Raw genomic sequence first — 21,218 nt, 5'->3', positions numbered from 1 at the left:
AGGCCGGCCCCTTTCCAAGACAAGGAAACCGGCCTCGGGCCGTTACGGCTCAAACCTGAGGAACCCTCAAACAATTACCGACCCACGCACCTAGCTTGACGTCGTCCAGACGCTTCGAGAGCTTCAGGGACTTGGCAAAATGCGCATCAACCTCGCTGCGCCAGTCAAAGTCAGCTACGACGCTCGTGTCCGGGTACCGGTGCTTGCCTAGCGCCTGCTGGTTTGGATCCTCATGGGTCAAATAACGGACGTAGCTGATGAATGCACCGCGTCCACCCAACGGTTTGACCAATTCCACCGGCACGTCGAACCAGCTCGCAATCTGTTCACGACTGCGAGCGTTCTCGCACTGCACCGCGATATGTAGGTGCGGAGCAACCGAGCCGCCGTCGTTATGAACATCCATGTCGTGCTCGATCCACGCCCATTTGGTGATCGAACGATGGTCAAGCCCAATCTGCAGCTGAACGGGCGTCATCAGCACTTCGCCCGTCTCCGGATGATGCAAGTTCTGCGTTATCTTGAAGCCGCGAAAACGTTCAGGTCCTGTCGGCACCGCACTGGACACTTGGGCGGTAGGCTGGGTTTCTGAGTTGTTCAATTTTTCGGCCGTCCCATTGTTAGTCGCAGTGGGGCGGTTTCTTTTTGCCGTCATGAATAGCGCACCTCCTCAGAGGTGCTTTGGTGTTCCTGAGCGAGCAGCCAGGTATCGACGGCCTCGGGCCGGTAGCGGACTGTCTTGCCCAGTCGGATAAACACGGGACCACGGCCCGTGATGCGCCACTCACTGAGAGTGCGCTCCGTTACTTCCAGGCGCGCAGCGAGAACAGGTGGGGTAAGAAGACCGTCCAACACCGGAACTCGTGCTCCGGCTAGGTCGCGCTCGATAGCGGCCAAGCGCTCGGCGAGCGAGCTGATCGTCTGGCGGTTGATGGAAACAGTCGTAGACATAGGGGTCCCTTGCGGCTTTTCAGCGGCAAGAGGATCATCCAACGAGTCTTTTCAGGCTGCTATGTCAGCTGTGCACCGGTGCGGTGCGCATCCACTTGGCGGGAGACTATTTCTCCCTACCCCTTGTTATATATTTCGGGGCGTTCGGTCTAATGCCGACCACTATACCCACATTTAAACAAATTTGCACCCATTCACGCCCAGCTGGAAATAGATCGCCAACCTAGTGTGAAGCGAGCACAGTTGAGCACAGTTTGGGCTCCTATAACCTAATCCATTTTCGTTTACTCGCCGAGACCAATGATTACCCGGAAGCGACGGAGGATCGGCAGCCAATCCAGGGAGTAACGAGCACAGTTTGGCACGGGTCGCCTCGTGTCTCACTCAAGAGAAATGTCATGCGGGCATGCGCGTGGCGATCCCAGCAACCGTAAGGGATGTTGGTCATCAGACACATTAGATTGGGGTCGCCCAGCACAGTTGAGCACACCGTACTTCAAATATTTTGGAGACGGTCTAAGGGTTCAAATTTGGCGGTACAAATGGCACGGCCGCTAACTCCCCGAATCCACTGATTTATCAACGAAAACTGTGTAGCGCTTTTGTACCATTTTTGAAACGGAAAACGGTACATACCGCGGGCAAGACGTAGGTCCGGGCACTCTCTACAGCCCGGAGGGCCTGCTGCCAGACGACTAGACTCACGTTTACACACAGTTCGCCCGCACCACGACAGCTGCAGAAAAGGTACGGCATGGGGAGTATCCACGCATACGAGAACAAGAGCGGGAAGTGGTACCGCGTTCTGTACAAGAAGCCCAACAATGCCCAGGGGCAGAAACGCGGGTTCAAGCTCAAGCGGGATGCGCAGGCCTACCTGGATGCCGTTGAAGTCTCCAAGCGGCATGGGCAGTACATAGCGCCGAGTGACGGCAGGACAACACTTGAAACGCTTGCTACAGACTGGCTCACTGCCCACAAACACAACGTGAAACCTTCAACATTCCACAGTGACGAGAGTGCCTGGCGCGTTCACGTACAGCCAATGTGGGGGGCCCGGGCCGTCTCCTCGCTGCGCCGTACGGAAATCAAAGCCTGGGTCGCAAAGCTTTCCGAGACACGAAGCCCCACGACGGTTTCTCGATGCCTCGGGGTGCTCTCTGGAATACTCCACGATGCCGCGGAGGACAAGCGGATCTCCACCAACCCAGCCCAGGGCGTCAAGGTGGCGCGAAAGACCAGTGCACCGCGCGCATACCTGACGCACAGTCAGGTGGAAGAACTTGCCGCCGAGTCAAAATACCCTGACTTCCTGCGTTTCCTCGCATACACAGGACTCAGGTGGGGGGAGGCTACGGGATTGCGGGTCCGGCATATTGACCAGTCGGGGCGACGCGCACAGATCGAAGAGAACGCCGTGAGCGTCAACGGACAGATCGTTGTCGGCACACCAAAGTCCCATGAGAAGCGATCTGTCGTCTACCCGGCATTTCTTGGCCCAGCGGTTGAGGCGGCATGTCGGGGCAAGAAACGCGATGCACTGCTCTGGGGCGACGGCGTGAAGTATCTCCGCCCTGGCAACGCCATCAGTGGATGGTTTAGTGCAGCCAGGAAGCGCGCACAAGTGCAGCACTCGGAGTTTCCGACCTTGACACCTCACGACCTCAGGCACACCGCTGCGTCCCTGGCCATTAGCGCCGGCGCCAACATCAAAGTCCTGCAGCGAATGCTCGGACATGCCTCTGCTGCGATGACGCTGGACCGCTACGCTGACCTGTTCGAAGACGACCTGGACACCGTGGCGGGAGCACTCGACGCAGCTCGACACGATCAGCTCATTGGCAAAAAATTGGCAAAGGAAAAGCTGTGACTCGGCGTTAGTACCCGTGAAACAGCGTGACCATCGGTGCCGTTATTTGCTGGAATGTCAGCACTTTTTGCAATTTTCCGCGTAACAGTGCGGGCGACGATATGGGTTCAAATCCCACCGTCACCGCCAATGAGAAAGGCCCCGGTTCCGTGTAAACACAGGTAACCGGGGCCTTTGCTTTGCCCCATGGCGGTGCCCACTGGCCGGTTGTGTCCAGTCCTTTGGCCAGGGGTGGGCTGACCCCCGTTCCCGAAGATTCTCGTCCAAACTCGATTGTTGCCCCACCGGCTGATCAAGAGAGAAGGATCCCTGTGGCCCTCGCGCCGGCGCTGGGACACAACGGGCATTCATCGGCCGGCGGCAGATGAGTGGCGGGTCTGCCGATGTGCGGCGAAGGCGACCCACTGGCGCAGCATCGGGTATAACCGCATTTCAGCCAGCGGTGGACGTGCCGGCAGGTCACGCTTGTCCGGGAACGGGTGCCCGGAAGTTCCCGGGGCGCCGGCGTCGTGGAAATAGAGCAGTTCCCGGCCATCGGCCAGCCGGGCGGGTGTCGGCTTGTTCACGACGACGGGCCCAAAGTTGCCCCGGGCACGAATTGGCCGGTGAACTTTTTGTGCCGGACCTCGGTCCCGCCCGGATCATTCATGAGACGTTCGAGGACTTCAACCCCGCGCGCCGCGACTTGCTCCACCGGGATGCGCAGAGTCGCCAGTCCGATCAGGTCCAAGCCCTGGATGATGCCATCGCAACCTGTCACCGATACGTCGCCCGGGACGTCGAGGCCGGCGGCGCGGGCCGCGCGGAGGAAGATCATGGCCCGGTTGTCGTTGGGGAACATGGCGGCTGTGGCCGCGCCGTCGCGAGCCAGGTCCACGATCCGGGCGATGCCGGCAGTCGGCTGGCCGAAGGCGTCGGTGTCGACCCGGTGGACGGTCAGCCCGCGGCCCTCCAGATGAACCGCCATGGAGCGGAGACCGGCGGGTTGCCCACCAGCACTTGGGAGACTGTCGCGCGGGACACATTGGCGGCCCGCGCCACGTCTTCCATCCGGACCGTCAGTCCCTCGCGCCGCACGTCCTCGTCCGCCTGGGACCGGCCGCCCGGCGTCTTGCGTGTCCTCGGCATGGGATATCGCCCCTCAGCGGGAGCCGTGGCAAAGGGAAGGCCTGCGTGGCTACGACTTTGAGGCCTTTCGATTGAACGCAGCGTTGACCGTCGTCTCGGTGCGTAAGTACTGTTGAGCACCATCATCCGCGCCGCGGTGCCACCAAGGGAGAACGCCATGCACGGTGAAGACAAAAGCGAAGTTCTCTGGCTGCCCGCACCCGAGGACCAGGATTATCCGAACGCGTCCAGCTACCTGTCCTTGCTGGCTGCGGACGACGTGGCCGGCTCCCTCGTCTCGGCGCTCAGGGATGCCCCGATCGAGCACCGCAAGGCCAAAGACATCCTCCGGGCCGCCCGGTTGGTGCTGCTGCCTCCGGACAACGCCCATGTGGCTTCGGACCTGAAGAAAATCAGGGACGGCAAACGGCTCTCGCCCATCCTGATGGTCTGCGGCGACCTGGCCAGCGGCGTTCCCGCGCAGGTCGCGGACGGCTACCACCGGGTCTGCGCCAGTTACTACACGGACGAGAACACGGACATCCCGCTCAAACTGGCCCGGCTGCCACAGTAACTGCCACCGCGTTCCTCGGGGCGCCAATCACAGAACGCCAGGAGAGGAGGCACGTGTCATTTTTTCAGCTTTCGCTGATCGCCACCGTTGCCTTGCTCGGCCCGCTGCTCGCACTGCCCCAAAAGTGGCACCTTCCCGTAGTGCTGGGACAACTCGTGGCGGGCATCGCCATCGGGCGGACGGGGCTGGGGCTGGTGGATTCGACGGATCCCACGTTCACCTTCGCGGCCGACGTTGGATTCGCCCTAGTTATGTTCGTCGCCGGCACGCACGTTCCCGTCAGGGATAAGGCCCTCCGTCCCGCGCTCGGTACCGGAGCCCTCCGCGCCGGGATCGCGGCAGCGCTCGCCGCCGTCGTCGGAATCCTGATCGCCCTGTCATTCGGCACCGGCCACGCCCCCTTATACGTCGTTCTGCTGGCATCGTCCTCAGCGGCGCTGGTGCTGCCGATCATCGATTCCTTGCGGCTGTCCGGGCCCAAGGTCCTGACCACCACGGCGCAAGTGGCGATCGCCGACATCGCGTGCATTGTTGCTCTTCCGCTGGCTGTTGACCCACCAAATGCCGGGCGGGCCGCCCTCGGAGCCGCGGCCGTTGCCGGTTGCGCAGCGATCCTCTACTTCGTCCTGCGCAGCCTAGAGCGCAACGGTACACGGGCCCGGATGCACGACGTGTCCGAGGACCGGAAGTTCGCCCTTGAACTGCGCATCCAACTAGCTTTGCTGTTCGCACTTGCAGGGCTGGCCGTCGCAGGGCATGTCTCCATCATGCTGGCAGGGTTTTCCTTCGGTCTGGTGGTCTCCGCCGTCGGCGAGCCGCGGCGCCTGGCGCATCAGCTGTTTGCGGTGAACGACGGATTTCTGGGGCCCGTGTTCTTCGTCTGGCTGGGCGCATCCTTGGATTTGAGCGCCTTGGCTGGCAGTCCCCGGATGATCCTCCTGGGGTTGTGCTTGGGAATCGGCACACTGCTGGTGCACGCAAGCCTGCGGATTCTGGGCCAACCACTGCCGCTGGCACTGATGTCGGCATCCCAGCTGGGTGTTCCAGTCGCCGCCGCCACTATCGGCTCACAATTGCACTTGCTGGAACCCGGCGAAGCAGCGGCCATAATCCTGGGGGCCCTCCTCAGCATCGGAGCGAGCGCTGCGGCAGGCGCCCGGGCAGCACTCGCGTACGGAATGCGCATGCAAAAAGCGCCCTAGCGTGCCGCCCGCGGCCGCAAGGAGCGGCCAAGGCAGCCCTGGGTAACCACGTCAGAAGAACCCTGCTGTTCCGCGGCCGAAGCCGTCTCTCCAAAGGCTGACCGGCTACAGCTTGTCCGTTTTGTCTTCTCCCTTGTGTCCGCCGCCGCGGAGGTTTTCCTGGACCTTGCCGAAAAGATCCTTGATGGTGGACTCGGTGTTCGTCAGCATGTCCGGCTGGAGATACACATGCTGAGTGCCAGGGAGGCTGTAACTGGACTGCAGGCCGCCGCTTCCTTCCACACCCCGCAAGGCAATGGTGACTCCGCCTTCCTTCCGGGCTATCGCGCCAATCTTGCCGAACACAAGTGTGAATTCGTCCGGTTCGAAGCTGACCGTCTGACCCACATGCGTCCGGTTGAGCTCGCTGGCCAAAACCGCTTTTTCGTTGCCAGTGCCTGAGTAGTTCATCGTGTTCTCCCTGAGGTAGTTGGCGACTTACGCCAGCAGTCTAGCCGGGCCCCATGTCCGGGTACATACCCCGACGAACCAGCAGGGGAACGTCCCAAAATCCACCCCAACTTGGGGCCAGGAGGCGGCCCTGCGAGACTGGACCCGAAGCCACCGTGACCTTCCAGGAGCCCACATGACGCCCGATCACCGCACCTCCGCCCGGCCGAACCGCATCACTGAACTCCTTGGTACGGACGTTCCGGTGGTTCTGGGGCCCTTCGGCGGAGTATCGTCGGTGGAGCTTACGGCAGCAGTGAGCGACGGCGGCGGGCTGGGTTCCTACGGCCTGTACGGCTACAGCTCCGACGCCATCCTCACCACCGCGGCCCAGCTCAGGAACGCCACTGCCAAGCCGTTCGCCCTCAACCTCTGGATTCCCACCGGCGACGAAACCACTTCCATCCCACACACGGACTTCGACCAGTACGTCGGAACGCTGAAGCCCTACTTCGACGAAGTGGGGCTCCCCCTTCCGGAAATGCCCGGCCAATACATGCCGGACTACGACGAGCAGGTGGCTGCCACGCTCGAGGCGGGTCCCGCCGTCGTGAGTTTTGTCTTCGGCGTACCGGCCCCGGAACTTGTGGAGGAGGCCCATCGCCTTGGAATTGTACTGATCGGCACCGCCACCACCGTGGCCGAAGCAGTTGCCCTGGAAGCCGGCGGCGTGGATGCCGTGGTTGCCAGCGGCATGGAGTCCGGCGGCCACCGGGTCTCTTTTCTGAAGCCCGCGGAAGAATCCCTTATTGGCACCTTCGCTCTGGTGCCCCAGGTAGTGGACGCCATCAGGATCCCGGTGATCGCTGCCGGCGGCATCGCGGACCACCGCGGCTACGCTGCCGCACGGGCCCTCGGCGCAGACGCAGTCCAGGTGGGCTCGGCGTTCCTGGCTACCCGGGAATCCGCCGCCGTGCCGGCCTATCGACACCTCCTCCACAGCGCGGCCGCAGGGGAAACAGTGCTCACACGCGTTCTGAGCGGTCGATTGGCGCGCGGCATCCCCAATCGCATCATCGGCGAACTCTCGCAAGTCACGGAAAGAGCCCCCTTCCCCGTCCAGAACTGGCTGACCGGCCGTTTCCGGCCGCAAGCGGCGGCCCAGGGCAACACGGAGCTGATGTCGCTGTGGGCAGGCCAGGCCACGCCACTGATTCGCCACGAAACTGCCGCTGAAGTGCTGTCCGAACTCCTCGCCGGGAGCGCGGTTTAGTAAGCTCCCCAATAACCCGCGGAACAAACAAAGGCCAATCCCCAACGAGGACCGGAGGCACATCCCTTGACCAAAAGAACCGGCAAGTCCAAGACCAAAAGCAAGAACCAGCGGCACCTCAAGGCGGTACCGTCGGCCCCCAAGATGCCCCTGCAACTGGTTTTGAACCATCGGGTGATTGATTCGATGGCCGTTGACTTCATTCAGCACACCACTGAATTCCCTGATCCTGCCGACGCCTTCGAGTGCCTCGAGCTGGTCAAACTCTTCCTCACCGCACAGCACGCCATCAACGGAACGAGCTCAGCCACGGCCATTGACAGTGAGGGCGTGGAGGCCGCGGCCGGATCGATAGCGGTGTCCCTGGACCCTGAAGAATTTGATGATGCGTTCCACAACATCTACTTCGCATTGCACTCTTTTATCCACTTCCTGAAGGGGACCGGCCGCTGGACCGGCTCCGCGGAAGCTTATGAGGAACTCCATTCGGCACTCGGAAGCGGCATCGCCTCAGCAACCCCGAGCCTTCCGGACATCCAGGTGCCTGACCTCAGCGACGAGGAGCAGGACGCCGCCTTCGAAGCCATGCCGCTCATCCAGCGGGCCTCCTCCCTCCTGGAATGGCTGGGAACGGGCAAGGACGTCACCAGTACCGGCGCCCTGCGGCTGAAGGACATCGAGCCGGCCGCCGCAGCAGTCGGCGTCCTGGCCCGCGGAAAGCGCGCTGCGGGGCGACCTGCGGCGCTTTTCGAGCTGGAAGCTGCTGAGGGCCGGCCGCAAACGCTGCAAGTGGGCACGATGCATGACGTGCCAGTGCTCCGCGAAATCTGGGCGGCACTGGTGGGTACCGGCCTGATCAAGCTCGGCTCCACCCGTGCCGTTCCAAGCCAGGAAGCAGCCGCTTGGAACAGCGCAAAAATCGAAGACCGGCTCGCCCTCCGCCGGGCGCTTTCGTTGGTTGTCCTCGTTGGAGTCCTCACCGATGTGGATCAGGTGTGGGACCAGGAAGCAGTCGCCGGCACGCTGCTGGCCGTCCTTGCGTATGGCAGCACCGACGAGCCGATGCCCGTGGCCGAACTCGAAAGTCTGGCATCGATGGACCTTGCGGGCTCCTTCCTGAGTGACACCGATCTTGAGAACACCTATCCGGGGGACACCGACGTCGACGATCCGGAATCCGACGCGGCCAATCTCCATGCAACCGGCTTCGAAGAAATCTACGCGTCGTTCGCGGCCTTTGAGGCAAAGCATAAACTCACCTTGCTCGCTGAGCTCGGGCTGGTGGAGACCGGCACGGACTATGTTGTTCCACCCGTGGCCATCCAGTGCGTCCAGCAGGCCATGGGGTTCCTGAATCCCGCGGACCAGCCAGCCCAGGTGCTGGATTCCGGGTCCAACGTCGTCGCCCTGCATGGCCCGCCACGGAGCGGCCGCCCGCCTCAAGGCCGGTAGAATCTGAACGTCGCCGCGGGCCCCCACAGTGGCCCGCACCAGCCGGCACGCTGCCGCCAGCATCGAATCCAGGGAGGATCCGTGCGAACTCACCATGCCCGGGCTCCCTTCCATTCCCTCCGTGCCGCGTCGCTGTCCACGGGGATCCTGGCCCTCGCCTCCGGGGCACACGTCCTGGGCGGCGGTGATCTCCCAGCCCCAGGCATCCTGCTCGCCGTCCTCGCACTGACAGTCCTGACGGCCAACACCGCCACCCGGCTAAAGCTGAATGTCGCCACCATGACCACCGTGCTGGGTGCCGGGCAGTTCGCACTGCACGAAGTGTTCACGACCTTCAGCGGTCCGGTCCAAACAGGCAGCCACGCGCCTGCGGCCGCCCACCACCTTTCCGGCGCAGCCATCCCCACGCTGGACGCCGGTCACATCCACGCCGCGGGTTCGCCCGCGGGCATCCTGATGCTCGCGGCCCACACCGTGGCAACCGTCGCGTGCGCGCTCCTCCTCGCCAAGGGTGAGGCTGCCCTCTGGTCACTCGCGGTGTGGCTCGGGCCCGTCGTCCGGCTCCCCGAAGCATTAGCGCCCGACGCCGGTCCCCTGCCGGCGGTGCCCGGCCCACCGGCGGCTCTCCCCCACCTCCCCTGGCGGAACCTCAGGCAACACAGCCGGCGCGGCCCGCCTTCCGTCGTCGCGCTTCCCTGACCCAGCCCGTACCGGACCCACCGCTGGACGGGCCCAACCCCTCTACCTCCGCACGCCCGAAACGGGCGTGCGTCCGAAAGGCCCACCCATGAACACCACCGTCCTCCGCCGTGCCCTCACCTCGGCCGCCGCCGCTGCCGGCACCGCCGCCCTCCTGCTCACCGCCGCCGCCGGCGCGTCGGCCCACGTTGGCGTCACCCCGGACAAGACCGCGGCCAACTCCTACGCGCTGCTGACCTTCGGCATCCCGCACGGTTGCGAGGAGTCCAGCACCACCAAGGTGGCCATCACGCTGCCGGCAGAGCTCAACGACGCCCAGCCCACGGTGAACCCGAACTGGACCGTGGAAAAGGTGACTGAACAGCTCGCCGAGCCCAAAAAACTGGCCGACGGCTCGTCCATCACCAAGCGAACCAGCCAGATCGTCTACACGGCTAGGACCCTGCTGGCCCACGAACTGCGCGACGCCCTGGTGCTGTCCGTGAAGCTCCCCGACGCCGCCGGCTCCACGCTCTACTTCCCCACCCTGCAGAGCTGCGAAACGGGGCTGACGAACTGGTCTGAGATCGCCACGGACGGCCAGGACCCGCACTCCCTGAAGGCGCCGGCTCCGTCCATCACCATTTCTGAGGCAGCGGACGCCCACGCCGCAGACGGCCACGCGGCCGCCACGGGCGACGCCGCTTCCACCGATACCCAGCAGGCAGCCGCCGTGACCGACAGCGGTGCGGACGCCCGCAGTTGGGCAGGCCTCGCCGCCGGCCTCGGCGGACTGGCCCTCGGCGGTGCCGCGTTTGTGCGGAGCGGCGCCACGCGCAAGCAGGCGGCCGGGACCTCCGGCCAGTAACAGCCCTCACCAGGCAATTTGATGCCCGGATCATCACGATCCGGGCATCAAATCGCCCACTGGATACGCGTCGTCGTTGACTCACGCAACCCCTGCCGCGAAGGTTATGGCATGAGGTCTCAGCGAATTTCACAAGGGTTTTTGATTACGACGGCGGCTGCCGCGGCGGCACTGATGCTCACCGCATGCGTTCCAAGCCAGGCGCAACCGCAGGGCACCAGGGAACCCGCCACGGGCTCAGCCAGCCCCACGGCGTCCTCGGCGGCTCCCAGCACGTCGCAGCCGCCGTCGTCGTCCGCTCCTCCAACGAGCGCGGGTCCGGCACTCTGCAAGGCCGCATCCCTCTCCGCGGCCACTGACGCCACCGGCGGCGGGGCCGCCGGCAGCGTCTACATGACCCTGACCCTGACCAATATCGGCACCGAACCGTGTCTCCTGACGGGCTACCCCGGAGTGTCCCTCACAGCGGACGCCAACGGTGCCCCCATCGGCGCCCCAGCCAAACGCGACGAGTCCACCCCCGTTGCCGACGTTCTGCTGGCGCCCGGCCAGGGTGGGAACGCCGTCCTCCGTTATACCCAGGCGGGCAACTACTCCGACTGCGCGCTGACCCCCGCGGCGGGTTACCGGATCTACCCGCCGAAAGATACGGCGTCGCTGTTCCTCGCCGAGCCAAGGCAGGCCTGCAGCAACGCAGCGATCGAACTGTTGACCATCGGAGCCTTCCAGTCGTCCTAGATGATATGGGCGTAACCGCCGATAGTCAGTAGACTTAGCTTCCATGACGTCCATCTGGTTGGACCGCGGGAACGCCTTCAGCCCTGACCCCTTCAACGCAGGCACGAAGTACGACACTGTGGTGGCCGGGGCGGGACTGACCGGACTGGTCACCGCGCTGTTGCTGGCCCGGTCCGGGCAGAAGATCCTGGTGATCGAAGCCCGGTTCCCGGGGGCTGCCACTACCGGAAATACGACGGCCAAGGTCAGCCTGCTGCAGGGGACCGTCCTGGCCGCTTTGTCCCGGCAGTATTCGGACAAGCAGGTCCAGGCCTACGTGGACGCCAACCGGGAGGGGCAGGCCTGGTTGCTGCGCTACCTCGACGAGAACGGCGTCCCCTACCAACGCCGGCACGCCTACACGTACGCCACCACCGGCGGGGGTGCCGAGAAGCTCCGTGAGGAGCTGATCGCGGCAACCACCGCTGGACTCAACGTGGAGTACGTGCTCGACGCCGGCCTCCCCTTCCCCATCCAGGGCGCCTTGCTGCTGGCGGACCAGGCCCAGACCAACCCGATGGATGTTCTGGACACGCTCCTGGGTGACATCCGTGCCCGGGGCGGCAGTGTGGCGGGCGGGGTCCGGCTGCGGGATGTCAGCGGAAGCGGGCCCCTGACAGTCCAGACGGATCAGGGCACCGTCACGGCCGAGCACGTTGTGCTGGCCACCGGGATCCCGGTACTTGACCGGGGCCTCTACTTCGCGAAGCTGAAGCCGCACCGGTCCTATGCGGCGGCGCTGGAACTGGCGCCCGGCCTCACTCCGCCGCCGGGCATGTACCTTTCCGCCGAGGAGCCCACGCATTCCCTCCGCGACTACGAGGCGGACGGACGCAGGCTCCTGCTCGTGGGCGGGCACGGGCATCACGTGGGGCGGACCTCGTCGGAAAAGTCCCACCTGGCGGACCTGCTCGGCTGGGCGGGGACACACTTCCCCGGCGCCGCGGCCACCCACACGTGGTCCGCGCAGGACTACCAGGCCACCAACCTCATGCCGTTCTTTGGCAAACTGCCGCGAGGGCGGGGACGGATTCTTTTCGGCACCGGCTACAACAAGTGGGGCATGACGAACGCCGTGGCGGTCGCCCTTGGGATTTCTGCCGACATCCTGGGCGGCCAGCTCCCGTGGGCGGACACCATCCATCACCGGGTCACGTCGGCCGCCGGCGCGTTCTCGGCCGTGGCCGTCAACGCCAAGGTGGCTGCGACGCTGGCCACCGGCTGGCGGAAGCTCGCTTCTGACGGGACGCCACCGCCCGACGGCGAAGGGAAAGTCTTCCGCGACGGCATCCGGCCGGTGGCGGTCTCCACAGTGGACGGAACCACGTGCAGGCTCTCCGCCGTCTGCACCCACCTCGGCGGAATCGTGCACTGGAACGACAGTGAGCTGACTTGGGACTGCCCACTCCACGGTTCCCGTTTCAGCCGTGACGGCCAGCTTCTCGAGGGACCCGCCACGAAGAACCTCCCCCGGGCAGGGCAGGGTTGATTGGTCCATCCCGCGGGTCCGGCCGTCCTGGCCCTGGCAATCGTGGACCCCGGAACCCTGTCAGTGGGGTAGGGCATGATGGAGGAATGCAGGAGCAGCTACCGCCGGGAGCGCGTCCGGACGCCGTGCCCGGCCCTCAAATGGGCCGGTTCAGCCGCCCCACCCGCGACTGGTTTTTGGGCGCCTTTGCGGAGCCAACCCCTGCCCAGGAGGGTGCTTGGGACGCCATCGCCTCAGGGTCGCATGCCCTGGTTGTAGCCCCCACCGGCTCCGGCAAAACGCTCGCCGCTTTTCTGTGGGCCCTTGACCGGCTGCTCGTTTCGGCTCCTGCCCCGGCCCAGGAACTGCCCAGGCTGGACGCCGCGCCCGCCAAAGGCCGCCGCGGTTCCCGGCCGCCCAAGCGCAAAACCCGGGTCCTGTACATCTCACCGCTGAAGGCCCTTGGGGTGGACGTCGAGCGGAACCTGCGCGCGCCCCTGATCGGCATCACGCAGACGGCCATGCGGCTGGATCTGCCCGCTCCGCTCATCACCGTGGGGGTCAGGTCCGGGGACACGACGACGGCGGACCGGCGTTCGCTGCTCAGCAACCCGCCGGACATCCTGATCACCACGCCGGAATCGCTGTTCCTGATGCTCACCTCCAAGGCCCGGGAAACCCTCACCGAGGTGGACACCGTGATCGTGGACGAGGTCCACGCCGTTGCCGGAACCAAACGGGGCGCGCATCTGGCGGTCTCCCTGGAACGGCTGGATGCCTTGCTGCCGAAGCCCGCCCAGCGGATCGGGCTGTCGGCCACGGTGGAACCGCGGGAGCTGGTGGCCCAGTTCCTGGCCGGATCCGCGCCGGTGGCGATCGTAGCGCCGCCGTCGCGGAAAAACTGGGACCTGACCGTGTCCGTGCCTGTGGAGGATATGTCGGATCTCCAGGGTGCGGCGGGCGCCTTTGACTCCGGGCCGGCCTCCGGGCTGCAGCCACAGGCGTCGATCTGGCCCCATGTGGAGGAAAAAATTGTCGACCTGGTGCTGGCCAACCAGTCCACCATCGTTTTTGCCAACTCGCGCCGCCTGGCTGAGCGGCTCACGGCGCGGCTGAATGAGGTCTACGCTGAACGTCAGCTGGTGGCCGTCGGTGGCGGCTGGGACCCGCCGGCCGCGGAGCCGGGGCTTCCAAGCATTCCCACATCCACGTCCACGCCGGCCCACATGATGGCGCAGGCCGGCAGCACCGCTGGAGCAGATCCGTTGCTGGCCCGCGCCCACCACGGGTCAGTCTCCAAGGACCAGCGGGCCATGATCGAGGATGACCTGAAGTCCGGCCGGCTGCGGTGCGTTGTGGCCACGTCGTCCCTGGAACTCGGCATCGACATGGGTGCGGTGGATCTGGTGGTGCAGGTGGAGTCGCCGCCGTCGGTGGCCAGCGGCCTGCAGCGCGTAGGCCGTGCCGGGCACCAGGTCGGCGAAATCTCCCAGGGCGTGCTTTTCCCCAAGCACCGTGCGGACCTGGTGCACACTGCCATCACGGTCGAACGGATGCTCGAGGGAAAGATCGAGCGGCTTTTTGTGCCTGCCAACCCGCTGGACATCCTGGCCCAGCAGACCGTGGCTGCCACGGCGCTGGGCAGCATCGATGTGGAGGAGTGGTTCGCCACGGTCCGGCGGTCAGCGCCCTTCGCGTCCCTTCCCCGCTCGGCGTACGAGGCAACCCTGGACCTGCTGGCGGGCCGCTATCCCTCCGACGAATTCGCCGAACTGCGGCCGCGGATTATCTGGGACCGGAACGCCGGCACCATCGAAGGCCGGCCCGGCGCCCAGCGGCTGGCCGTTGTCTCCGGCGGCACCATCCCTGACCGCGGTTTGTTCGGCGTCTACATCGTCGGCACCGAAGTTGAGGGCTCGGCCTCACCGTCCGGTGATGGCAAGACGTCCACCCCCTCCCCGGCCAAGGGAGGCCGCCGCGTGGGCGAGTTGGACGAAGAGATGGTGTACGAGTCCAGGGTGGGCGATATCTTTGCCCTCGGCGCCACCAGCTGGAAAATCGAAGACATTACGCACGACCGTGTCCTGGTCTCCCCGGCCTTCGGCCAGCCCGGCAAGCTGCCGTTCTGGAAAGGCGACTCCCTGGGCAGGCCGGTGGACCTGGGCCGGGCACTCGGCACATTCATCCGCGAACTGTCAGCGTCCGACGTCGGCCCTGCCACGGAGCGCTGTACGGCCAGCGGGCTGGACGCGTTCGCCGCGAACAACCTCATCCAGTACCTGAGCGAGCAAAAGCTCGCCACCGAAGTGGTCCCCAGCGATACCACCCTGGTGGTGGAACGCTTCCACGACGAACTCGGTGACTGGCGGGTTATCCTCCACAGCCCGTTTGGGATGCCGGTGCACGCGCCGTGGGCACTCGCCGTCGGGCAGCGGCTCCACCAGCGGTACGGTATGGACGGATCCGCCATGGCGGCTGACGACGGCATCGTGCTCCGCGTCCCCATGATGGAGGACGAACCGCCCGGAGCCGAGCTGTTCCTGTTCGATCCCGAGGAACTGGAGCAGATTGTCACCGCGGAAGTGGGCGGCAGCGCGCTGTTTGCCTCGCGGTTCCGGGAATGCGCCGCTCGTGCCCTGCTGCTGCCCCGCCAAACGCCGGGCAAGCGGCAGCCACTGTGGCAGCAGCGCCAACGGTCCGCGCAACTGCTCGACGTCGCGCGGAAATACCCCACTTTCCCGATCGTGCTGGAAACCGTCCGCGAATGTCTCCAGGACGTGTACGATCTCCCGGCGCTGAAGGACATCGCAGCCTCCGTGGAACGCCGCGAGTTGAGGATCGTCGAGATCACCACGCAGCAGCCGTCGCCGTTCGCCAAGTCCCTGCTGTTCGGGTACGTGGCCCAGTTCCTCTACGAGGGTGACTCTCCCCTGGCCGAGCGCCGGGCCGCAGCACTGGCGTTGGATTCGACGCTGTTGAATGAGCTGCTCGGACGCGTGGAACTCCGTGAGTTGCTCGATGCGAAAGTCATCGACGCTACCGAGTTCGAACTCCAGCGGCTTGCACCGGACCGCCGTGCCCGCGGAATGGAAGGTGTGGCGGACCTGCTCCGGTTGCTCGGTCCGCTGACACCGGACGAAGTGGCCTCCCGGTTGGAAGGGGTGGTTGAGGCCGCCCCGGTGGTTGAGCCTGTCGAAACCCCGCATGCCGATACCGCCTTTGCCACCGCCCACTTGACCGCCCTGCAGCGCGCCAACCGCGCCATCAAGGTAAACATCGGTGGTGCCGAACGATTTGCCGCTGTCGAGGACGCAGCGCGCCTGCGGGATGCCATCGGCGTGCCGCTGCCCATGGGCGTGCCCCTGGCCTTCATCGAACCGGTGGCCGATCCGCTCGGCGATCTTGTCTCCCGTTACGCCCGTACCCACGGACCATTCACCGCGATGGAAGCTGCCGCGCGGCTGGGCCTCGGCGTTGCTGTAGTCGGCACCGCGCTGAAGCGGCTCGCGGCCGACGGCCGTGTGGTCGAAGGCGAGTTCCGGCCGCACGCTGCGTCGCCGGAAAGCCCAGCCGTCGGACCTGATGGACAGCCCCAGCCGGTCCCCCAGGGACAACAACAGGAACACCAACAACCCAGCACCAGCGAGTGGTGCGACGCCGAAGTCCTCCGGAAGCTCCGCCGTCGTTCGCTGGCTGCGTTGCGCGCCGAAGTTGAACCGGTGGACGCGGCCGCCTACGGACGTTTCCTCCCTGTCTGGCAACATGTCCGTACCCCCGGCTCCGGCCGCGGTCAGCCGTCCCTGCGCGGTCTGGACGGAATCGTCACGGCAATCGACCAGCTGTCCGGCGTGCCGGTCCCCGCGTCGGCGTGGGAGCCGCTGCTGCTGGCCAGCCGGGTTTCCAACTACCAGCCCGCCATGCTGGACGAACTCATGGCCGCCGGTGAAGTCCTCTGGTCCGGTGCGGGAGCACTCCCCGGCAACGACGGCTGGGTCAGCATGCACTTGGCCGATTCGGCCGACCTGACCCTGAACCCGGCCATCGATTACGAGCCAGGAGATGCACAGCAGCGGCTGCTGGATCACCTGCGAAAAAACGGCGGGGGCTACTTCTTCCGGCAACTGACGGACGTCGCCGGCGGAATGGACTCGGTGCTGAGCGACCAGGACGTGGTTTCGGCGCTATGGGATCTGGCCTGGGCCGGGAGGATCACCGGGGACACCTTCGCGCCGATCCGCGCCCTCATCGCCGGCGGCCATACCGCCCACCGCCAAGTGGCCAAAGCACCCCGGTCACGCGCCCCCAGGTTAAGCAGGCTGGGCCGCTCCCACGGCACCGGCCTGTTAGGTTCCTCGGGGCTCGGCTCGGCCGGCCTCAGCGGCGGGCGGTACGGCTCCGCGGCCGGCGGTGCGGCCACGCCGGCGATGGCCGCCGGACGGTGGTCGGCGCTGCCTTTGCCCGAGCTGGATCCCACCATCCACGCCCGCGCCACGGCCGAACTGTTGCTGGACCGGTATGGCGTGGTGACGCGGGGATCAGTGATGGCGGAGCAGATTCTGGGCGGCTTTGGCCTGATGTACAAGGTCCTGGCCCGGCTGGAGGAGGCTGGCCGCTGCCGGCGCGGGTACTTCATCGAACACCTCGGTGCAGCCCAGTTCGCCGTCCCGGCCACCGTGGACCGGCTGCGGTCCTATTCCGAGGACAGCCAGCTCGCGAAGCCCGAACCTATTGCCCTCGCCCTCGCGGCCACCGATCCGGCCAACCCGTACGGCGGGGCTCTGTCGTGGCCTGCCCTCAATGTCGAGGCCGGCACCGGCCACCGTCCCGGACGGAAAGCCGGTGCCCTGGTGGTGCTGGTTAACGGCGCCCTGATCCTCTACGTGGAGCGAGGCGGCAAAACCCTCCTTGCATTCAGTGAAGACGAAGCCATCCTGTCTGCTGCAGGCACCGCGCTGGTAGGAGTGGTCACCCGCGGTGCTGTTGACAAGCTGATCATGGAAAAAGTCAACGGCCACGGCATCCTGGACACTGCCGTCGCCAAAGCACTGGCTGCCGCGGGCGCCTACTCCACTCCCAAGGGGCTGAGGATCCGTGCCTGAGGGGGACTCCGTCTGGCGGGCCGCTGCCCAGCTCCACCGCGCCCTGGCCGGACAGACGCTCACCGCCTCGGATTTCAGGGTGCCCCGTTTTGCCACGCTGAACCTGGCCGGGTGGACCGTGACAGAAGTGGTGCCGCGTGGCAAACACCTCCTCATGCGTGTGGTGGAACCTTTTGGGCAAGGCCCGGACGGGGAGGGTGGTGGCGCCAAGCGTCCGGGCGCACAGGGCCCCGTTCAACACAGTGCAGAGCAGCGAAAGCTCACCATTCATTCGCACCTGAAAATGGAAGGCGCTTGGCAGGTCTATCCACCCGGCGGACGCTGGCGAAAGCCGGGATTCACGGCCCGGTGCGTGCTGCGCACTGCGGTGGCGGACGCCGTCGGCTTCTCGTTGGGAATTGTGGAAGTTGTGCGCACCGCCGATGAGGACAAGATCGTGGGTCATCTGGGACCGGATCTCCTGGGCACGGACTGGGACCCGGCCGAAGCCGAACGTCGGATGGTCGCGGCGCCGGACGTCCCCGTCGGTGTGGCCCTGCTGGATCAGCGCAACCTCGCGGGCATCGGCAACATCTACCGCTGCGAAACCTGCTTCCTGTCCGGCATCCACCCGGCTTCGCCCGTCTCCGCCGTCGTCGACCTCCGGACCATGATGGCCGATGCTAAGCAACTGCTCGAAGCGAACCTCGGCCCGGGACGGCGGGTCACCATCCTGAATCCGCGCGGCATGCCGGTGGGAAGAATGGCCGGCCGGCCCGGATACTGGGTCTACCGCCGCGAACACCAGCCGTGCCTTAAATGCGGCACCCCCGTCCGCCGCAGTGTTTTGGGGAAGCCCAACGGCGAGGAAGAGCGGGACATCTATTTCTGCCCGCATTGCCAGCCGCGGCTGGCCTAGGTGTATCAACCACGGGCGTTAAAACCGGCTGAACCACGGGCGTTAGGGCCGTTGCCGGTCAGGCTCCCGGGACTCGGGCGCCACAGCTGCGTCCTTGACTGCGTCCTTGGCTGAGGCCGGGACCATGAACCAAGGCAGCAGCATCTGAACCAGCGGGCCGATGGCCAGGGCGTAGAGCACCGTGCCCACTCCGACCGATCCGCCCAGCAGCCAGCCGACCCCCAGCACCACCACTTCGATCAGCGATCGTGACAGTCGCACGGACCAGCCGGTCCGCCGTGCCAGGCCGGTCATCAGCCCGTCGCGGGCGCCGGGGCCAAGGCGTGCACCGATGTAGCAGGCCGAAGCAATTCCGTTGAGCACAACCGCTCCGGCCAGCATGGCGATCTGGCCTCCCAGGTGCGCAAAAGCGGGGATCAGTGCCAGCCCAACGTCGGCGCACACGCCTACCAGCACGGCATTGGCCAGCGTTCCGAAGCCGGGCTTCTGGCGCAGCGGGATCCAGAGCAGGAGCACCAGGAAACTCACCGCCACCACCACCGTGCCGATGCTGAACCCGCTCAAACGGGCCAGGCCCTGATGGAATACGTCCCAGGGGTCCAACCCGAGGCCGGCACGGATAAACATAGCCAGGGAGATGCCATACATCGCGAGGCCGATAAGGAGCTGGGTGACTCTGCGGGTCATCATCAAAATATACTCGTCCCAGGACAGACTCGACGCCGACCCGCAGCTCCGGCGCACGCTCACAGCGGCGCCGCATGGGGCGACCGCCTAAGCCTTGGACGCGATAATGGTTTGGCGACACGGAAATGGCCTGGCGACTCGCGGATACCGGTGTCGCCTGACCGTTTGCGCGTCGCCGGGGAAGATGCGCGTCCTGAGCGGACCTTCGTCAGGAACCCGTTCAAGGCCTCTGTGGGCAGCACCAGCCCCGAGGCAGGCAGAGTAGGACCCGCAAAGTAGAATGGACCAGTGATGCAATCCCCCCTCCCCGTGCGCGACGGCGTCAACGCCACCCGCCTGCGCCTGCCGGACGAGGGACCGTGGACCACCGCGATGGACTACATGATGCACCGCTGGGGCCACATCGATCCGCAGGGCATCGAGGACAGGTTCGACGCCGGCGAGATCGTGGGCGAAGGCGGTATCCGATTGGACCGGGCCACCAGGCTCGAGGATCATACCTTCATCTGGTACTACCGGACCCTGCCTCCAGAGACCCGCATCCCGGTGGACATCACCATCCTGCACCAGGACGCACACCTGCTGGTGGTGGACAAGCCGCACTTCCTGCCCACCACCCCGGGCGGCACGTACATCCAGGAATCGGCCCTGGTCCGGCTGCGGAACCAGCTGGACCTGCCGGACCTGATCCCCATGCACCGTCTGGACCGCATGACCGCCGGCGTGCTCCTGCTGTCCACCAACCCGGAGACGCGCGGCAAATACCAGGTGCTCTTCGAGAAGCGCCAGGTCCAGAAGGAGTACGAGTGCGTCGCCGCCGCGGAACCCGCTGCGGGCTACCCCGCCGTCGACTTCCCTGTGGTGGTGCGCAACCGGATGACTAAGTCCCGCAGCTACCTGCTGGCCGAAGTGATCGCCGGCGAACCGAACGCGGAGACCCGGATCGATCGGCTGGAAACGTTCGACGGCGCCGCCTCCCCGCGTGCCGGTGTCACCGCGACCGGCGGGAGCCACGGTGCGTCCCGGCTTGCGCGCTACCAGTTGGAGCCGCACTCCGGGAAGACGCACCAGCTGAGGGTTCACATGGCATCGCTGGGCCTGGGCATCGTCAACGACGCGTTCTACCCGGACCTGCTGGACAAGGCTCCCGACGACTACACCAAACCCCTGCAGCTCCTCGCCCGGGGCATCCGCTTTGTGGACCCCATCATCAAAAAGCCTGTGGAATACCGCAGCCGGCTGGACCTCAGCGAAGCTGCTCAAACGGCGAGTTGATCAAACACAGGTGATCGACAACAGGGTGCTCCAACACGGCGCTAATCAAAAACCGCGTTAAAGGCGTCCGCCATGTCGGAGCTGAACAGCACAAACTCCACCAGCTCAACCGCGCTGGCCGCCTGCGAGGCACCAAACCCGGTGACGGCGTCGTACGCGGCTTCTGCCACCTGACGCCCTGCCCAACCGTAAACGCCGCCGCCCACCGCCGGGAACGCGACGGAAGCAGCACCCAGCGACTCCGCCAGCCGCAGGCTTTCGCTGAAGCACGAAACCAGCAGCGCGCTGTTGGTCTGCCCGGCACGCCGGTTTGGCCCCACCGTATGGATGACCCAGCGGGCCGGGAGCCGGAACCCGGGAGTGGCGACAGCGGCGCCCACGGCGAGCCCGTGCGGGAGGTCTGTGTCGCGGAGTTCGCGGCAGGCTGCCAGCAGCCCGGGCCCGGCGGCCCGGTGGATGGCGCCGTCCACGCCGCCGCCGCCCAGGAGCGACGAGTTTGCCGCGTTCACGATCACGTCCACGGCCCGGGTGGTGATGTCGGCCTGGAGAATGCTGATCCGCATGCCGCCAGTTTCGCACATGCAGGCTTGCGGATAACCGTGCCCGCTAG

At 65.7% G+C, this 21,218-nt stretch carries 20 protein-coding genes; 12 read left to right on the top strand and 8 right to left on the bottom strand.

Features of this window, described 5'->3' with window-relative positions:
* Window positions 1-49 precede the first annotated feature (49 nt).
* Window positions 50-655: a Rep family protein gene (locus tag ABIB27_RS12150; RefSeq protein WP_354253926.1), complete on the bottom strand. Its 606-nt coding sequence runs from the start codon at window positions 653-655 to the stop codon at window positions 50-52.
* Window positions 652-951: a helix-turn-helix transcriptional regulator gene (locus ABIB27_RS12145; RefSeq protein WP_354253925.1), complete on the bottom strand. Its 300-nt coding sequence runs from the start codon at window positions 949-951 to the stop codon at window positions 652-654. The genes ABIB27_RS12150 and ABIB27_RS12145 overlap by 4 nt, the downstream gene beginning before the upstream one ends.
* Before the next feature lie 754 nt (window positions 952-1,705).
* Here ABIB27_RS12145 and ABIB27_RS12140 point away from each other — a divergent pair.
* Window positions 1,706-2,821, top strand: coding sequence for a tyrosine-type recombinase/integrase (locus ABIB27_RS12140; RefSeq protein WP_354253924.1), 1,116 nt, complete (start codon window positions 1,706-1,708; stop codon window positions 2,819-2,821).
* Between the two features lie 347 nt (window positions 2,822-3,168).
* Here ABIB27_RS12140 and ABIB27_RS12135 read toward each other — a convergent pair whose 3' ends face one another.
* Genes ABIB27_RS12135 through ABIB27_RS12125 form a run of 3 tightly spaced genes read right to left on the bottom strand, consistent with a single transcriptional unit; the run spans window position 3,169 to window position 3,949 of the window.
* On the bottom strand, window positions 3,169-3,387 hold the full coding sequence (locus ABIB27_RS12135) for a hypothetical protein (RefSeq protein ID WP_354216553.1): 219 nt from the start codon (window positions 3,385-3,387) through the stop codon (window positions 3,169-3,171).
* Window positions 3,384-3,788, bottom strand: a complete 405-nt coding sequence (locus ABIB27_RS12130) for a substrate-binding domain-containing protein (protein ID WP_354216552.1) — start codon at window positions 3,786-3,788, stop codon at window positions 3,384-3,386. Before ABIB27_RS12130 ends, ABIB27_RS12135 begins: the two co-directional genes overlap by 4 nt.
* Window positions 3,758-3,949 (bottom strand): LacI family DNA-binding transcriptional regulator, encoded by a 192-nt coding sequence (locus ABIB27_RS12125; RefSeq protein WP_354216551.1) that lies wholly within the window; start codon window positions 3,947-3,949, stop codon window positions 3,758-3,760. Before ABIB27_RS12125 ends, ABIB27_RS12130 begins: the two co-directional genes overlap by 31 nt.
* Window positions 3,950-4,061: 112 nt before the next feature.
* On the opposite strand from ABIB27_RS12125, the gene ABIB27_RS12120 reads away from it, so the two are divergent.
* Entirely contained in the window at window positions 4,062-4,502 is a 441-nt protein-coding gene (locus ABIB27_RS12120) for a hypothetical protein (RefSeq protein ID WP_354216550.1), read from the top strand.
* 53 nt (window positions 4,503-4,555) lie between these two features.
* On the top strand, window positions 4,556-5,704 hold the full coding sequence (locus ABIB27_RS12115; RefSeq protein ID WP_354216549.1) for a cation:proton antiporter: 1,149 nt from the start codon (window positions 4,556-4,558) through the stop codon (window positions 5,702-5,704).
* A gap of 105 nt (window positions 5,705-5,809) precedes the next feature.
* On the opposite strand, the gene ABIB27_RS12110 is transcribed toward ABIB27_RS12115, so the two are convergent.
* Window positions 5,810-6,154: a hypothetical protein gene (locus ABIB27_RS12110; protein ID WP_354216548.1), complete on the bottom strand. Its 345-nt coding sequence runs from the start codon at window positions 6,152-6,154 to the stop codon at window positions 5,810-5,812.
* A 175-nt stretch (window positions 6,155-6,329) separates the two neighbouring features.
* Here ABIB27_RS12110 and ABIB27_RS12105 point away from each other — a divergent pair, with 175 nt between their 5' ends.
* From ABIB27_RS12105 to ABIB27_RS12070, 8 genes are all read left to right on the top strand, one after another.
* Window positions 6,330-7,406 carry an NAD(P)H-dependent flavin oxidoreductase gene (locus tag ABIB27_RS12105; RefSeq protein WP_354216547.1) on the top strand — a complete coding sequence of 359 codons (1,077 nt, stop codon included), beginning with the start codon at window positions 6,330-6,332 and terminating at the stop codon, window positions 7,404-7,406.
* Window positions 7,407-7,472: 66 nt separating this feature from the next.
* Window positions 7,473-8,858 (top strand): hypothetical protein, encoded by a 1,386-nt coding sequence (locus tag ABIB27_RS12100; protein ID WP_354216546.1) that lies wholly within the window; start codon window positions 7,473-7,475, stop codon window positions 8,856-8,858.
* Window positions 8,859-8,939: 81 nt separating this feature from the next.
* Entirely contained in the window at window positions 8,940-9,557 is a 618-nt protein-coding gene (locus ABIB27_RS12095) for a hypothetical protein (protein ID WP_354216545.1), read from the top strand.
* A gap of 88 nt (window positions 9,558-9,645) precedes the next feature.
* Entirely contained in the window at window positions 9,646-10,404 is a 759-nt protein-coding gene (locus ABIB27_RS12090; protein ID WP_354216544.1) for a YcnI family protein, read from the top strand.
* A 111-nt stretch (window positions 10,405-10,515) separates the two neighbouring features.
* On the top strand, window positions 10,516-11,142 hold the full coding sequence (locus ABIB27_RS12085) for a DUF4232 domain-containing protein (RefSeq protein WP_354216543.1): 627 nt from the start codon (window positions 10,516-10,518) through the stop codon (window positions 11,140-11,142).
* A 43-nt stretch (window positions 11,143-11,185) separates the two neighbouring features.
* On the top strand, window positions 11,186-12,670 hold the full coding sequence (locus tag ABIB27_RS12080; protein WP_354216542.1) for an FAD-dependent oxidoreductase: 1,485 nt from the start codon (window positions 11,186-11,188) through the stop codon (window positions 12,668-12,670).
* Between the two features lie 86 nt (window positions 12,671-12,756).
* Window positions 12,757-17,748, top strand: coding sequence for an ATP-dependent helicase (locus ABIB27_RS12075; RefSeq protein ID WP_354216541.1), 4,992 nt, complete (start codon window positions 12,757-12,759; stop codon window positions 17,746-17,748).
* A complete protein-coding gene (locus ABIB27_RS12070) occupies window positions 17,741-18,646 on the top strand; it encodes a DNA-formamidopyrimidine glycosylase family protein (RefSeq protein ID WP_354216540.1) in 906 nt (301 codons plus the stop codon). Before ABIB27_RS12075 ends, ABIB27_RS12070 begins: the two co-directional genes overlap by 8 nt.
* A gap of 42 nt (window positions 18,647-18,688) precedes the next feature.
* Here ABIB27_RS12070 and yczE read toward each other — a convergent pair whose 3' ends face one another.
* Window positions 18,689-19,336 (bottom strand): membrane protein YczE, encoded by a 648-nt coding sequence (gene yczE, locus ABIB27_RS12065; protein WP_354216539.1) that lies wholly within the window; start codon window positions 19,334-19,336, stop codon window positions 18,689-18,691.
* Between the two features lie 288 nt (window positions 19,337-19,624).
* Between yczE and ABIB27_RS12060 the strand changes: the two genes are divergently transcribed.
* The gene (locus ABIB27_RS12060) at window positions 19,625-20,608 is read left to right on the top strand and encodes an RluA family pseudouridine synthase (protein ID WP_354216609.1); all 984 of its coding nucleotides are present in this window, start codon (window positions 19,625-19,627) and stop codon (window positions 20,606-20,608) included.
* Between the two features lie 41 nt (window positions 20,609-20,649).
* Here the strand turns inward: ABIB27_RS12060 and ABIB27_RS12055 are convergent, their stop codons facing one another.
* On the bottom strand, window positions 20,650-21,171 hold the full coding sequence (locus ABIB27_RS12055; RefSeq protein WP_354216538.1) for an O-acetyl-ADP-ribose deacetylase: 522 nt from the start codon (window positions 21,169-21,171) through the stop codon (window positions 20,650-20,652).
* Between the last annotated feature and the right edge of the window lie 47 nt (window positions 21,172-21,218).

This window comes from Arthrobacter sp. UYEF21 (assembly GCF_040546085.1).
In the GTDB taxonomy this organism is placed as follows: Bacteria; Actinomycetota; Actinomycetes; order Actinomycetales; family Micrococcaceae; genus Arthrobacter.
Note: the sequence above shows the minus strand (reverse complement) of the source record. Positions and strands in the feature narration are given on the sequence as shown.

Coding starts and splice junctions, on each gene's coding strand:
- ABIB27_RS12060 (WP_354216609.1), top strand. CDS start 19,625: ATGCAATCCCCCCTCCCCGTGCGCGACGGCGTCAACGCCACCCGCCTG.
- ABIB27_RS12075 (WP_354216541.1), top strand. CDS start 12,757: ATGCAGGAGCAGCTACCGCCGGGAGCGCGTCCGGACGCCGTGCCCGGC.
- yczE (WP_354216539.1), bottom strand. CDS start 19,336: ATGATGACCCGCAGAGTCACCCAGCTCCTTATCGGCCTCGCGATGTAT.
- ABIB27_RS12090 (WP_354216544.1), top strand. CDS start 9,646: ATGAACACCACCGTCCTCCGCCGTGCCCTCACCTCGGCCGCCGCCGCT.
- ABIB27_RS12105 (WP_354216547.1), top strand. CDS start 6,330: ATGACGCCCGATCACCGCACCTCCGCCCGGCCGAACCGCATCACTGAA.
- ABIB27_RS12125 (WP_354216551.1), bottom strand. CDS start 3,949: ATGCCGAGGACACGCAAGACGCCGGGCGGCCGGTCCCAGGCGGACGAG.
- ABIB27_RS12085 (WP_354216543.1), top strand. CDS start 10,516: ATGAGGTCTCAGCGAATTTCACAAGGGTTTTTGATTACGACGGCGGCT.
- ABIB27_RS12055 (WP_354216538.1), bottom strand. CDS start 21,171: ATGCGGATCAGCATTCTCCAGGCCGACATCACCACCCGGGCCGTGGAC.
- ABIB27_RS12145 (WP_354253925.1), bottom strand. CDS start 951: ATGTCTACGACTGTTTCCATCAACCGCCAGACGATCAGCTCGCTCGCC.
- ABIB27_RS12130 (WP_354216552.1), bottom strand. CDS start 3,788: ATGGCGGTTCATCTGGAGGGCCGCGGGCTGACCGTCCACCGGGTCGAC.
- ABIB27_RS12150 (WP_354253926.1), bottom strand. CDS start 655: ATGACGGCAAAAAGAAACCGCCCCACTGCGACTAACAATGGGACGGCC.
- ABIB27_RS12110 (WP_354216548.1), bottom strand. CDS start 6,154: ATGAACTACTCAGGCACTGGCAACGAAAAAGCGGTTTTGGCCAGCGAG.
- ABIB27_RS12080 (WP_354216542.1), top strand. CDS start 11,186: ATGACGTCCATCTGGTTGGACCGCGGGAACGCCTTCAGCCCTGACCCC.
- ABIB27_RS12140 (WP_354253924.1), top strand. CDS start 1,706: ATGGGGAGTATCCACGCATACGAGAACAAGAGCGGGAAGTGGTACCGC.